Annotated in this window: 14 protein-coding genes; 1 reads left to right on the top strand and 13 read right to left on the bottom strand. The window is 67.9% G+C overall.

What is annotated here, in order from left to right; translation table 11 throughout:
* Positions 1-12 precede the first annotated feature (12 nt).
* The 13 genes from lpxB to pyrH form a co-directional block, all read right to left on the bottom strand.
* The gene (gene lpxB, locus LOS8367_RS11435) at positions 13-1,161 is read right to left on the bottom strand and encodes a lipid-A-disaccharide synthase (RefSeq protein WP_085896650.1); all 1,149 of its coding nucleotides are present in this window, start codon (positions 1,159-1,161) and stop codon (positions 13-15) included.
* Entirely contained in the window at positions 1,158-1,943 is a 786-nt protein-coding gene (locus LOS8367_RS11440; protein WP_085896651.1) for an LpxI family protein, read from the bottom strand. Before LOS8367_RS11440 ends, lpxB begins: the two co-directional genes overlap by 4 nt.
* A gap of 4 nt (positions 1,944-1,947) precedes the next feature.
* Entirely contained in the window at positions 1,948-2,730 is a 783-nt protein-coding gene (gene lpxA, locus LOS8367_RS11445) for an acyl-ACP--UDP-N-acetylglucosamine O-acyltransferase (protein ID WP_085896652.1), read from the bottom strand.
* Complete coding sequence (gene fabZ, locus LOS8367_RS11450; RefSeq protein ID WP_085896653.1) at positions 2,730-3,206, bottom strand: 3-hydroxyacyl-ACP dehydratase FabZ; 477 nt, start codon at positions 3,204-3,206, stop codon at positions 2,730-2,732. The genes lpxA and fabZ overlap by 1 nt, the downstream gene beginning before the upstream one ends.
* Before the next feature lie 78 nt (positions 3,207-3,284).
* Positions 3,285-3,890, bottom strand: a complete 606-nt coding sequence (locus LOS8367_RS11455) for an OmpH/Skp family outer membrane protein (protein WP_085896654.1) — start codon at positions 3,888-3,890, stop codon at positions 3,285-3,287.
* Positions 3,890-6,199 carry an outer membrane protein assembly factor BamA gene (gene bamA / locus LOS8367_RS11460; protein WP_242665572.1) on the bottom strand — a complete coding sequence of 770 codons (2,310 nt, stop codon included), beginning with the start codon at positions 6,197-6,199 and terminating at the stop codon, positions 3,890-3,892. Before bamA ends, LOS8367_RS11455 begins: the two co-directional genes overlap by 1 nt.
* 91 nt (positions 6,200-6,290) lie before the next feature.
* Entirely contained in the window at positions 6,291-6,416 is a 126-nt protein-coding gene (locus tag LOS8367_RS19390) for a hypothetical protein (RefSeq protein ID WP_278247966.1), read from the bottom strand.
* 93 nt (positions 6,417-6,509) lie between these two features.
* Complete coding sequence (rseP, locus tag LOS8367_RS11465) at positions 6,510-7,844, bottom strand: RIP metalloprotease RseP (RefSeq protein ID WP_085896656.1); 1,335 nt, start codon at positions 7,842-7,844, stop codon at positions 6,510-6,512.
* 9 nt (positions 7,845-7,853) lie between these two features.
* Positions 7,854-9,032 carry a 1-deoxy-D-xylulose-5-phosphate reductoisomerase gene (gene dxr / locus LOS8367_RS11470; protein ID WP_085896657.1) on the bottom strand — a complete coding sequence of 393 codons (1,179 nt, stop codon included), beginning with the start codon at positions 9,030-9,032 and terminating at the stop codon, positions 7,854-7,856.
* The gene (locus LOS8367_RS11475; protein WP_207569260.1) at positions 9,029-9,865 is read right to left on the bottom strand and encodes a phosphatidate cytidylyltransferase; all 837 of its coding nucleotides are present in this window, start codon (positions 9,863-9,865) and stop codon (positions 9,029-9,031) included. The genes dxr and LOS8367_RS11475 overlap by 4 nt, the downstream gene beginning before the upstream one ends.
* Position 9,866: 1 nt before the next feature.
* The gene (gene uppS, locus LOS8367_RS11480) at positions 9,867-10,601 is read right to left on the bottom strand and encodes a polyprenyl diphosphate synthase (protein ID WP_085896658.1); all 735 of its coding nucleotides are present in this window, start codon (positions 10,599-10,601) and stop codon (positions 9,867-9,869) included.
* Positions 10,602-10,634: 33 nt separating this feature from the next.
* Positions 10,635-11,198: a ribosome recycling factor gene (gene frr, locus LOS8367_RS11485; protein ID WP_085896659.1), complete on the bottom strand. Its 564-nt coding sequence runs from the start codon at positions 11,196-11,198 to the stop codon at positions 10,635-10,637.
* 135 nt (positions 11,199-11,333) lie between these two features.
* A complete protein-coding gene (pyrH, locus tag LOS8367_RS11490; RefSeq protein ID WP_085896660.1) occupies positions 11,334-12,059 on the bottom strand; it encodes a UMP kinase in 726 nt (241 codons plus the stop codon).
* Positions 12,060-12,166: 107 nt separating this feature from the next.
* On the opposite strand from pyrH, the gene miaA reads away from it, so the two are divergent.
* Positions 12,167-13,051: a tRNA (adenosine(37)-N6)-dimethylallyltransferase MiaA gene (gene miaA / locus LOS8367_RS11495; protein WP_085896661.1), complete on the top strand. Its 885-nt coding sequence runs from the start codon at positions 12,167-12,169 to the stop codon at positions 13,049-13,051.
* The last annotated feature ends 181 nt before the right edge of the window (positions 13,052-13,232 follow it).

Here is a 13,232-nt window from a genome sequence, read left to right on the forward strand (position 1 = left end):
CGAAGAAATTTGTCAGCGCATCCGGTCGAGGATGGCGCGTGCCGCCCGCAGGCCGGGCGGCTCACCCCCGGCGCCCAGCCGCCGCATGGTCTTGGCCAGCGCGTGGCGCTGGGCTTCGGGCCGCTCCAGAAGACGCAGCAATGCCCGACCGATCGGCTCGGGACGGCAATCCTTGCCGATGTATTCCGGAACGGTGCGGGTCTCGCTCACCAGGTTCACCAATGTCACCGTATCGGTCAGCAGCATCCTTCCGATGATGGCGCGTGAGATCCAACCCATGTCATAGGCCACGACCATGGGCGTCCCCGCCGCGGCCAGTTCAAGCGACACCGTGCCTGACGCCGCGAGCGCTACGTCGGCGGCCCGAAACGCGGCGCGCTTTTCGGCGCCATCCGGGTCCTGCGCGGGATCGATCAGCAGCGGCGCGACCGACCAAGTCCTTGTCTCGGCGCGCACCAGATCGGCGACTGGGGCTGCACAGGGCAATACGACGCGGGTTTCCGGCAACGCCGCCTGCACGCGTGCCAGCGCTCCACCGAAAGTCTCCGAGAGCCGCTGAACCTCGCCACGCCGCGAGCCGGGCAGCGCCAGCACCAGCGGCGCATCGCCGATCCCGTGACGCGCCCTGAAGGCATCCGCCTCCTTGGGGCTCGCCTGCGGGTCGGTCACCACGGGGTGGCCGACGAAATCGCATTCCATCCCGGCAGCTTCCATGTAGGGAGGCTCGAACGGCAAAAGCGCCAGCACCTGGTCGATGCTACGCGCCATCTTCGCCGCCCGGCCGGGTCGCCAGGCCCAGACGCTGGGCGCCACGTAATGCACACATCGTACCGGCGCACCGGCCGCCTTGACCCGTCGCGCCACGCGAAGGCAGAAGTCGGGACTGTCGATGGTAAGCAGGATGTCCGGCCGGCTCTCGATCACCGCACGCGCCGTCTCGTCAAGCCGCCGCATGAGATGGCGGTAGCGGGGCAGGATCTCGGCGATGCCCATGACCGACAGCTCGTCCATCGGAAAGCGGCTCTTGAGCCCTTCGGCCGCCATGCCTGGCCCGCCGATGCCATCAAAGCGGATGTCCGGGGCGAGGCTCTTCAGCCCGGCCATCGCGGCGCGGCCCAGCCGATCGCCAGAGGGCTCTCCCGCGATGACAAAGATCTTCATGCCTGCACCATCAGCGCGATGCCGTGACGATCGGCGGCGGCGATGGTCGCCGCGCGCTCCAGCACCATCACGCCGCCCACTTCGATCGCGATGGCCCCGAGACCCGCGCGCGCCGCGCCCGCGATCGTGCCGGGGCCGATGACCGGCAGATCGGCCCGCCGATCCTGACCCGGCTTCGGCGCCTTGTAGAGCAGCCCGCCCTTCGCCTCTCCGCCCGCGAGGCTGGCCAGCATCCAGTCGGTGCCCGGCAGCGCCTCAACCGAGATGCAGAGCCCGTCGCGCACCACGCAGGCCTGACCGACATCGGCCTTGGCCATGGCGCGGTGCACCGCCCATGCGCGTCGCGCATCGGCCGCATGGGCTCCGGTGAAAGGCACGGCGCCCATCAGGCCGGCATTGGGGAGCAGCGTGGGCGCGATCTCGTGCGCCGCGCGCAGGACAAACCCCTGCTCTTCCAGAAGCGCCATCACGGCGCGCAACGTCGCGTCGTCGCCTTGCCCCATGGCGGCCATCAACCGTGGCACAAGAGGGGCTGTGGCGGCATCGATCCGGGACGGATCGACCTGCGGACGCGACATCGCACCGGCAAGACAGATCTCGGTCACCCCCCGTGCCCGCAGATCCTCCAGCAGCGTGCCGAGCGTCTCGATCCGGTAGTCGAGGCGCTCGGTGCCCTTCGGTGCCGTCACCGGCACGCCCGCCATCTCGCAGACCAGCGCCTCGGGGCGCTCCGCGAGGATCGCGCCCGGCAGCGCACCGGTCCCGGCGAGAAGCGCCAGCATCGGATCAGCCCTGCGGCGTCAGGAACTGGCGGTCGCTCTGCGCCGAGACGAACTCCGACAATTCGCGAACGAGGTCGCTTTCCCCGGATCCGAGCGCCGCGGCCCGCTCGTGGAACGTGCCCTCGCCTTCCTTCAGGGCGCGGAACGCGGCGCGCAGCGCACCGATCTCCTCGCGCGAGGTGCCGCGCCGCTTGAGGCCGACGAGGTTGAGCCCGTCGAGCCGACCGCGCGGCCCCTGGACGAGACCGAAGGGGATCACGTCGTTGGTCACCATCGTGACTGCACCGATAATCGCGCCACGGCCGATCCGGACCCATTGATGAATGCCGCAAAGCCCGCCGACGATCACGTCATCGCCGATCTCGCAATGGCCCGCGACCGCGGCATGGTTCACGAGGATCACCCGATCGCCCACCCGCACGTCATGCGCGACGTGACAGCCCGCCATCAGCAGGCAGTCGTCACCCACCCGCGTCTCGCCACCGCCACCCGCCGTGCCGGTGTTGATCGTTACGTGCTCGCGGATGCGGTTGCGTGCGCCGATGCGCAGCCGGGTATGCTCGCCGCCGAACTTCAGATCCTGAGGGATCTCGCCGATCACCGAGAAAGGGAAAACCACCGTCTCCGCGCCGATCGCTGTGTCGCCGGTGACGACCACGTGGCTCTTGAGCTCGACGCCATCGCCCAGAACGACTTGGGCGCCGACATGACAGAACGGCCCGATCCGGCAGTTCTCGCCGATCCGCGCGCCCTCCTCGATCACCGCCGAAGAGTGAATCCGCGCCATCAGCCCTGCAGGTCCATCATCGCGGTGAACTCGGCTTCGGCCGCCATCTCGCCATCGACCGTCGCCACGCCCTTGAAGCGCCAGACCTTGCCGCCCGGCTTGCCGCGCGTGGTCTCGACCTTCATCAGCAGCTGGTCGCCCGGGATCACCTTGCGGCGGAACTTGGCGGCGTCGATGCCCATGAAGTAGATCAGCATGTTGCCGTCCACGAGGTTCATCGTGGTGCCGACCATCACTGCCGCCGTCTGGGCCATCGCCTCGATGATCGTGACGCCGGGCATGATCGGATTGCCGGGGAAATGCCCTTGGAAATGCGGCTCGTTCATCGTGACGTTCTTGATGCCCGTGGCGCTCGAGGTGCCGTCGATGTCGATCACGCGGTCCACCAGCAGGAACGGGTAGCGATGCGGCAGGATACGCTGGATCAGCTGGATGTCTGCGGTAGTCGGCGTGCCCGTCTCGGGGGTGTCGGTCATGTCGGTGCGGTCCTTCCGTCGCGGGGCTATTCGCGATCTGAGTAGCAACTCGCCCCCCGAGCGGCAAGGCAGGCGCGGTCAGGGATCGGCGGGCTCGGCGGGTTCCGGATCGGCGGAAAGGGTCGCGCCGTTGCCGATCGCCGCGTCGACCGCCGCGAGCGCGGCATCGGTGACATCGACCGCGCTGGTGGACAGGAAGACCGCGCGCCGGTCGAGGATGATCGAGGCGCCGCGCTCCAGCATCACCTGCCCCAGCGCCGGACCCGCGGCGGCCAGGAAGATCTCGCGTCCGGAGGCCGCCTCCTGCTGCAGTGCGCGTTCCTTGGCGTCGCGCTCGCGGCGGATCTCCTGAACCCTGGCGTCGAAGGCCTCGGCCTCGGCCCGGAACGCCTCCGGCGTCATCGACGGGCGGCGGCGCGTCAGATCCTGTTCCTCGGCGGTAAGCTCCGCCTCGATCCGGCGGTTCTCCTCGACCAGCGCTTCGGTCTGGGCCTGTAGATCTGCGGCCAGACGCTGTCCGAACAGGCTTTCCGAGAAAAGCCGATCGGTGTCGAGCACGACGATGCCGCCTGCGGCTGCCGGGGTCTGGGCTGGCGCTGGCGCGGCGGGATCGGCCACGCGCTGCGCAAGCGCCGGCCCGCCGAGCGCCGCCATCAGGCAGATGACCGCCGCCGCGCGCCGCATCAGAACCGCGAGGAGATCGTCAGGTCGAAGCCACGGGTCTCGTCGAACTCCTCGGCCTCCAGAGCCTCGGTGAAGTTGAAGCGCAGCGGACCGAGCGGCGTGTCCCAGAATACCGAGGCGCCGACCACGGCGCGCGGCGTGAACTCGTCGTAGAGCACGGTCGCACCGGTGCCGCGGGTCGAACCCACATCCCAAACCGAGCCGTAATCCACGAAGGCGCCGCCGGAGATGCCGTAATCCTCGGGCAGACCCAGCGGGAACTCGGCCTCGAGCCGAGTGACGGCGTATTTGTTGCCGCCCAGTGCGTCATCGGTATCGGCGTCGCGCGGGCCGATGCCGCCGGCTTCGAAGCCGCGCATGATCCGACTGCCCATGAAGAAGCGGTCGGTGACGCGGGTGGTGCCGTCGGAATGGTTGATGATCCCGCCTTCGACGGTGGCGCGCAGCAGCACGTCCTCGCCCAGCACTAGTGTTTCGGCCGAGGCCAGCGCCGTGGTCTTGACGAAGGACTCGTCGCCGACCCCGAACTCCTGCCCGAAGCGCAACAGGATGCCGGTATCGGGATCGAGCCCAGAGCGGCGGGTGTCGTAGCTGTAGCTATAGCCGAGCGAATTGGTCCAGACGCCGTCCTCGGCCTGCTCGGCGATGATGATGTCGCTGGCATCCGGATCGACATCGGTGATGTCGTTGTACTCGGCCGCGTAATAGGTCTGCAACCGGCCGTTCTCGCTCACCGGGAAGGTGAAGGAGGGCGAGATACGGAAGGTATCGGTGTCGTAGAGCGCCGAGTCGTTGTCGGTCGAGCGGTAATCCACGCCAAAGCCGAAGCGCAGATCGCGCCCGAGGAAGGCGGGCTCGGCGAAATCGAAGGAGATGACGCGGTTGTTCTCGCTGGTCGAGAGGTCAAGGCTGAACAGCTGACCCCGGCCAAGGAAGTTGCGCTCGGCGAAACCCGCGACGAGGCCGAAGCCGTCATCAGTCGAATAGTTGGCGCCGAAGGAGAGCGAGCCGGTGGGCTGTTCCTCGACATCGACGTCGATCACGACCGAGCCCGGCTCGGTGCCCGGACGGGCATTGACCTGCGCATCGGCGAAATAGCCAAGTGCGCGGATCCGCTCGGCGCTCTCGCGCACGGCGCGCGGGTTGAAGGGATCGCCCTCGACGGTGCGGAACTGCTGACGCACCACCCGGTCGAGTGTGGTCGAGTTGCCCTCGATGTCGATGCGCTCGACGAAGATCCGCTCGCCCCGGCTCAGCACATAGGTCACCTCGAGCGACAGGTCGCGCGGGTTGCGGGTGATGCGCGGCTCGATCCGCAGGAAATCGATGCCGTCGCGGATCGCGATGCGCTCCATCCGCGCGATGTCGTCCTCGACCGCCGTGGGCGAGTAGTAATCGCCGCGATCGAGGCGGATCGCCTCGTCGAAGCGCGTGGTCGAGAGGCCGGGAATCTCGCTGGCGATATTCACGTTGTTGACCTGGTAGCGCTGGCCCTCGCGGACGTTGAAGGTCAGCAGATAGGCGTCGCGGGCGCGGGTCAGTTCGGCATCGACGTCGAGGATCTCGAAATCCACATAGCCGCGCGAACGATAGAAATCGGTGAGCATCTGCCGGTCAAAGGCAATGCGGTCGGCCACGAAGGTGTCGCTCTTGATAAGCTGGCGCAGCGGACCGGCCTGACTGGTGGCCAGCACGCCGCGCAGGCGACGGTCGGAGAAGGCGCGGTTGCCGGTAAAGGAAATGCGCTCGATCTCGGTCACACCGCCCTCGGTGATCTGGTAGACCAGATCGACACGGTTGTCGGAGCGCTCGATCAGCGCCGGGCGCACGACGGCATTTATCCGGCCGCGCTCGGCATAGGCGGCGGCGATGGCGTCGGCATCGGTCTGGGCCTGCGCGGGGTTGTAGACGCGGCGTTCAGTCGCGGTGACCAGCTGCGCCAACTCCGCGTCGTCGATCTTCGCGTTGCCCTCGAAGCCGATGCGGTTGATCGTCGGGAATTCGGTCACCTCGATGACGAGGCGGCCGCCCTCGGGCCGGATCTCGACCGAGCGGAACAGCCCGGTCTCGCGGATCCGCTGGCCCGCATCGTTCAGGGCGGCGGCGCTAACGGTCTCACCGCGCGAGATACCGGCATAGGTCAGGATGGTGCCGGTCTCGATCCGGCGGTTGCCCTCGACCGAAACTTCCTCGAAGCGGAAATCCTGCGCCAATGCCGGCGCCACGGCGCTGATCGCCGCGATCAGCGCGGCCGCGCTCGCGGCACCTGTCAACCTACGCGCCAAGGCGCCCCTGCTTCGAGCCGTCATCGTCACCATCCCTGCCACGCGTCGTTTCTTGACTAGGGAGTTACCGACCCCGGGAAGCGTTGTCAAAAGCTCCGGTGCTTTCGAAGCATGTTCATGGCGCGGCGATCCGTATCGCCACAGTCAGGGCCAGCACCAGCGCGGCCGGCAGCAGCAGCCGGCCCATGTGGAGCTCGACCAGCAGGCCCAGACCGGCATCATCCTTCAGAATCGTGTTCATGCCTCGTCTCCTGAATACGAGGCTCGAACACTAGGCGGCAAATCCGGCGGAAATTCGACCAAGCGATGGCCCCGCCGCAGCCACGACGCGGCTTCAGGGGCAGAGAAACAGGTCGTTGAGCACCGCGAAAACCGTCATGGTCAGGATCAGCGACAGCCCCAGCGCCATCAGCACGCGCAGCGCCTTGTCGCCCGGCTGGCGGCCGGTGATCGCCTCGTAGCCGAAGAAGACGAGATGTCCGCCGTCGAGCACCGGGATCGGAAACAGGTTCAGAAGTCCCACCGCGGTCGAGAGCACCGCGACGAACCAGATGAAGCTGGTGGCGCCCTGCTCCGCCATGGCGCCGGAGGCCTGGGCGATGCCGACGGGGCCCGACAGATTGCACGATGAAATCGCGCCGGTGATCATGTGGCCCAACCCCGAGAGCGAGGACACGATGATATTCCAGACCTGCGCCACGGCGTCGCCCAGTGCGGTGCCGAGGCCCGGCGTCTCGGTCGCGGCCTCGAAGAAAAGCCCCGACGAGATACCCAGAAGCCAGCGTGTCTCGAAGCCGCCCTCGGGGCGCGGCAGGTCGACCCGGCGTGGGGTCAGTGACAGCTCGCGCGTTTCGCCATTGCGCCAGATCGTCAGATCGAGCGTGCGGCCTTCCGAGGCGGTGACGATTTCGATCAGCTGGGCGAAGGCGAAGACTTCGCTTCCCTCCAGTTCGAGGATCACGTCACCGGCGCGCAGACCGGCTGCGTCCGCGGCCGAACGCGGGGACACGCCACCCACCAGCGGCGGCTGCGGATAGGGGCCGCGCACCAGCATCTCACGCCCGTCGCGGCGCACCCTGTAATCGAGAACCGGCTCGGCCGGGTAGCCCTCGGCCAGCCGCGCCAAGCCATCCTCGCCGGGCAGCTCAGAGCCGCCGATGGCGAGGATCTCGTCCCCGGCACGAAGCTCATTCACATAGGTGGCGGGCAGCGGCAGCATCCGCTCGATCGTCAACGGATCGGCGGCGCGGCCTTGGGTGAGGATCACCGCTGCGAAAATCAGGATCGACAGGATGAAGTTGAAGATCGGGCCCGCCGCCACGGTGGCCGCGCGGGCCCAGAGCGGCGCGCCCAGCATGGTATGGCGCAGCTTGGCCGGATCGGTGCCAGCCGCCTGCCCGACCGAGGCCGCGTTGGCGTCCCCGAGGAACTTCACGTAGCCACCGAAGGGCAGCGCCGCGATCTGCCAGAGCGTGCCGTGCTTGTCGCGCCGCGACACCAGCACCGGGCCGAAGCCGAGGCTGAAGACCTCGGCGTGGATGCCAGACCAGCGGCCGACGATGTAGTGGCCGTATTCGTGGATCGCCACGATCACCGAAAGCGCCACCACGAATGCGGCGAGGGTGAAGGCCACGTTGCCGAACTGCGGCAGGATCTGGGTCAGGTCCAAGGGGTCGTCCTATGTGGTCTGGAGATCGGTCCGGGAGATACGCGCGGCGCGCTCCCGCGCCTCCGCATCGGCCCCAAGGACCGCGTCGAGGCCCGGGATGTCAACCCGCAGGGCGCCCGCGCGCGACATCGTGTCCAGCACCTGCTCGACCACCTGCGCCATCTGCAAGAAGCCGATGCGCCGGTCGAGGAAGGCGTCGAGCGCGGCCTCCTTTGCGGCGTTGAAGGCCGCCCCGGCGAGGCCGCCCTCCTCCATCACCCGCCGCGCCTGTCGCAGCGCCGGATAGCGCGCCTCGTCCGGCGCCCGGAAGGTCATGGAGCCGGTGGCGGCGAGGTCGAGCCGCGCCACGGGCAGGTCGCGTCGCTCGGGCCAGTTCAGCGCGTAGCCGATGGCGTGGCGCATGTCGGGCGCGCCCATATGGGCCATCAGCGCGCCATCGTTGAAGCCCACCAGCGCGTGGATCAGGCTTTCTGGATGGATCACCACCTCGACCTGATCGGGCGCGAGGCCGAACAGCTCGCGCGCCTCGATGACCTCTAGCGCCTTGTTGAACATCGAGGCGCTGTCGATGGTGATGCGCTGCCCCATCGACCAGTTGGGATGCGTCGCCGCCTGTTCGGGCGTAGCCGTGGCCAGCCGCTCCAGCGGCCAATCGCGAAAGGCCCCGCCCGAGGCGGTGAGGATCACCCGTTCGACCGCTGCGCGGTCCTCGCCCACGAGCGCTTGGAACACGGCGGAATGCTCGCTATCCACGGGCAGCAGGGTCGCGCCATGGGCACGCGCCGCCTCGAGCACCAGCGGGCCGGCGGCGACCATGGTTTCCTTGTTGGCGAGCGCCAGCGTCGCGCCCTGCCGGATCGCCGCGAGGCCCGGCACGAGACCCGCAGCGCCGACGATCGCGGACATTACCCAGTCCGCCTGCATCCGCGCCGCCTCGGCGACGGCGGCATCGCCCGAGGCCACCTCGATGCCGGTGCCCAACAGCCGCTCGGTCAGCTCGGCCCGGCAGTCATCATGGCAGGTGACGGCGAGGCCGGGGCGCAGGCGCTTCGCCTGTTCGGCCAGGAGCGCGACGTTGCGCCCGCCCGTAAGTGCGACCACCTCGAAGCGCTCGGGCGCGGCCTCGATCAACTCGATGGTCTGGCAGCCGATCGAGCCGGTGGCGCCCAGAATGCTGACGCGTTTCAAAAATGCACCCCGGGAATGAAGCCCAGAGCCGCGACCAGCAGCATGAAGAGCGAGGCCCCGAGCATCGCATCGAAGCGATCGAAGAGACCGCCATGGCCGGGGATCAGCGTCGAGCTGTCCTTGACCTTCATGCGGCGCTTCAGCGCGCTTTCGGCGATGTCACCCATCTGCGAGGCAAAGCTCAGCAGCATCGAGATCCAGATCAGGTGCCACGGGCTGTGAGTCATCAGCACGAAGCCGAAGCCGACGAGACCGGCCGCGAGCCAGCCCGCGGACGTGCCCGACCAGGTCTTCTTGGGGCTGACCTTGGGCCAAAATTTCGGCCCGCCCAGCGCCCGGCCGGCAACATAGCCGAACACGTCGGTGAAGATCACCACGAGGATCAGCCAGAGCAGCCACTGGAACCCGTATTCGGCTCGGAACGTGACCAGACCCCAGCCCGCCACCTCGATGCCCAGCGCGAAGGCGAAGAAGGTACCGCGTTCGCGGCGCAGCATCGCCGCCCCGGCGATCGGCGCCACCAGAAACAGCAGCAGCACCCAGTTGCCGTCGCCCGAGAGCTGACCCGACAGCACCGAGGCGCAGAGCGCCGCGAGCAGCATGCCTGGCGTCGGCTTGCCCGGCTCGATCATCATCCAGAGTTCCCAGACCATCACCGCCGTGACGAAGACCGTCAGCATCTGGAACCAGACGCCGCCCATCATTACCGCGAGCGCGCCCAGCACCGCCATGCCGGCACCGGAAGCCATGCGCACGCCCAGATCGCTCCAGCGGCCCGGATCGGCCAGCGCCGCCGTCACCGCGACGCCCTCCTTGTCTCCCCCCTCCGCCATGTCAGGCCTTGACGGCGCCGAAGCGGCGGTCGCGATGGGCGTAGCTCGCGCAGACCCGCGCGAACTCTTCAGGCGTGAAATCGGGCCAGAGCGTGTCGACGAACTCGTATTCCGCATAGGCCGACTGCCACAGCAGAAAGTTCGATATGCGAGCCTCGCCGGAGGTACGGATCACGAGATCGGGATCGGGCAGCACATGGGTGTCGAGAAAGCGTGACAGCGTTTCGGCATCGACATCCTTGTGGGTGAGCCGCCCCTGTTCGATCTCGTAGGCGAGCCGCTTGGCGGCGCGGGTCACCTCGTCGCGACCGCCATAGTTCAGCGCCACGGTGAGATGCACGAGGTCGTTGTGGCTGGTGATCAGCTCCAGCTCGTCCATCATCGCGACCAGCTTCTCGTCGAGACGGATCCGGTCCCCGATGAAGCGCACCCTGACGCCCTGGCTCAGAAGCGCCCGCGCCTCGCGCACGATGTAGCGCCGGAACAGCGCCATCAGCCCCGAGACCTCGGTCTGGGTGCGTTTCCAGTTCTCGGTCGAGAAGGCGAAGATCGTCAGATACTTGACCCCGAGATCGGGGCATGCCTCGACGATGTCGCGGACCCGGCGAGCCCCGGCCTGATGGCCGAACAGCCGCGGTCGGCCGCGGCTCTGGGCCCAGCGCCCATTGCCGTCCATGATGATCGCGACATGCTCGGGGCCGCCCTTCGGTGTCTTGTCTTGCGCGTCGGCAGCCATGACGGCCTCCCTGCAACTGGTGAGGCGCGAGCCTCAGACCTGCATGATCTCGGCCTGCTTGGTCTCGAGCTGCTGGTCGACCAGCTTGATGTAGCGATCGGTCAGTTCCTGAACCTCCTGCTCCCAGAACTTCTGGTCATCCTCGGAGAGGCCGTCATTCTTGGCCTTCTTGATCTGGTCCATGCCGTCGCGGCGCAGGTTGCGGATCGCGACGCGGGCGTGCTCGGCATACTGGCCTGCCACCTTGGTCAGCTGGGTCCGGCGCTCCTCGTTCAGCTCGGGGATCGGCAGCATGATGATGGTGCCGTTGAGCTGCGGGTTGATGCCGAGCCCGCTTTCGCGGATCGCCTTTTCGACCTTGCCCACGAGCGCCTTGTCCCAGACGTTGATCGTCACCATCCGCGGCTCGGGCACGTTAACGGTGCCGACCTGGTTGATCGGGGTCATGCTGCCATAGGCATCGACCATCACCGGCTCGAGCATCGAGGCCGAGGCACGGCCCGTCCTGAGCGAGGCGAATTCGGTGCGCAGCGAGGCGATCGCGCCGTCCATGCGGCGCTGGAGGTCGTCGGTATCGAGTTCGAAATCGTCTGCCATCGGTCTCTTCTTGTCTTTTGAGGGCGAGCTGTTGGCGCCGGTGATAGCGTCAACAGCCTGCGCATTCCAGAACACTTTGCCCGGTGCTAGCCGCGTCCCGTGTCAGTCACGGGGCGAAACCGGGAAGAGTTTCGCTCAGCCATGCACCCGGGTCGAGGTCCCCTCGCCCGCGAGAATGCCACGGAAGCCGCCGGGCTCATCGAGCGAAAAGACGATGATCGGCAGGCTGTTGTCGCGCGCCAGCGCGATGGCGCTCGCATCCATCACCCCCAGATGCTTCTGCAGCACCTCGTCATAGGTGATGGTCTCGTAGCGCTTGGCATCGTCGAATTTCTTGGGGTCCTTGTCATAGACGCCGTCCACCTTGGTGCCCTTGAAGATCGCTTCGCAGCTCATCTCGTTGGCCCGCAGCGTCGCCGCGGTGTCGGTGGTGAAATAGGGGTTGCCGGTGCCGGCGGCAAAGATGCAGACGCGCTTCTTCTCAAGGTGCCGCACGGCACGGCGCCGGATATAGGGTTCGCAGACCTGGTCCATCGGGATCGCCGAGATCACCCGCGTGAAGACGCCCAGCTCCTCGAGCGCCGACTGCATCGCCAGCGCGTTCATCACCGTGGCGAGCATGCCCATGTAGTCGGCGGTGGTCCGCTCCATCCCCTGCGCCGAGCCGGACAGCCCGCGAAAGATGTTGCCGCCGCCGATCACCATGCAGATCTCGACGCCGAGATCATGCACCGACTTGACCTCGCGCGCGATGCGTTCGACGGTCGGCGGATGCAGACCGAACGCCGTGTTCCCCATCAGCGCCTCCCCCGAGATCTTCAGCATCACCCTGCGGAAGGCAGGCTTTTGGGTATCGGTCATGGGGGCTCCGTGCGTGTTTCGGGGGAAATCGGGTCGCGGCGCAAGATGGACGAAAGCAGGTCCATGTTCAATGCCATGCAGGCGGCTTCGGCGACCGGCAGCCGGGGGTGAGCGGCTGGCACGAGATCGCGCGCGGCCTCGATCCCGCGCGCCCGGTGCTGATCGCCGGGCCTACCGCCTCCGGCAAGTCGGCGCTGGCGCTCGCAGTGGCGGAGACGGGGGGCGGCGTCGTGATCAATGCCGACGCGCTGCAGGTCTATGCCGACTGGCGCGTGATCACCGCGCGCCCCTCGCCCGATGAGGAGGCCCGCGCTCCGCATGCACTCTACGGCCATGTCGGACGCGACCAAACCTATTCGGTCGGGCACTGGCTGCGAGACGTGGCACCGATGCTGGGCGGTGCGCGACCGATCATCACCGGCGGCACTGGACTCTATTTCTCGGCGCTGACCGAGGGGCTGGCCGAGATCCCCGCGACGCCACCCGAAATCCGGGCCGAGGCGAACGCCATCCCCCTGCCCGACCTCGTGGCCGGGCTCGATGCGGCCAGCGCCGCGCAGATCGACCTTCTGAACCGTGCCCGGGTCCAGCGCGCATGGGAGGTGCTGCGCGCCACCGGGCGTGGCATCGCCGAGTGGCAGGCCGACACGCCGGCACCCTTGCTCCCGCTCGATCAGGCCCAGCCGCTGGTGCTCCGTCCCGAGCCGGCATGGCTGAATGCCCGTATCGCGCGGCGCTTCGACGCGATGCTCGAAGCGGGCGCGCTCGACGAAGCGAGGGAAGCGCTGCCGCACTGGACCCCGGAGGCGCCTTGGGCGCGCGCCATCGGCGCGCCGGAGCTGATCGCGCATCTGCGAGGCGAGACCGACCTCGCCACCGCGCGGGAGGCCGCCATCATCGCGTCTCGGCAATACGCAAAACGGCAGCGCAGCTGGTTTCGCGGCCGCATGCGGGAGTGGCGCGAGATCGATCCCGCGGCACCGACCGGATGACGCCGCCACCGCCCGCTGCGCCCCATTCTCGTAGCGAGGCTATCAGCGCCATACCCGATCCTCCGGACCGGCTCATGGAGCCGTGATTAACGCGAAGCTCGCATTGACGCTTCAACCTGACCACCCAGATCCATCGGCAAGTCTCGTCGCCCGAGCGACGCGAAACCCGGGTCCGGAAGGG

Source organism: Limimaricola soesokkakensis, assembly GCF_900172345.1.
In the GTDB taxonomy this organism is placed as follows: Bacteria; Pseudomonadota; Alphaproteobacteria; order Rhodobacterales; family Rhodobacteraceae; genus Limimaricola; species Limimaricola soesokkakensis.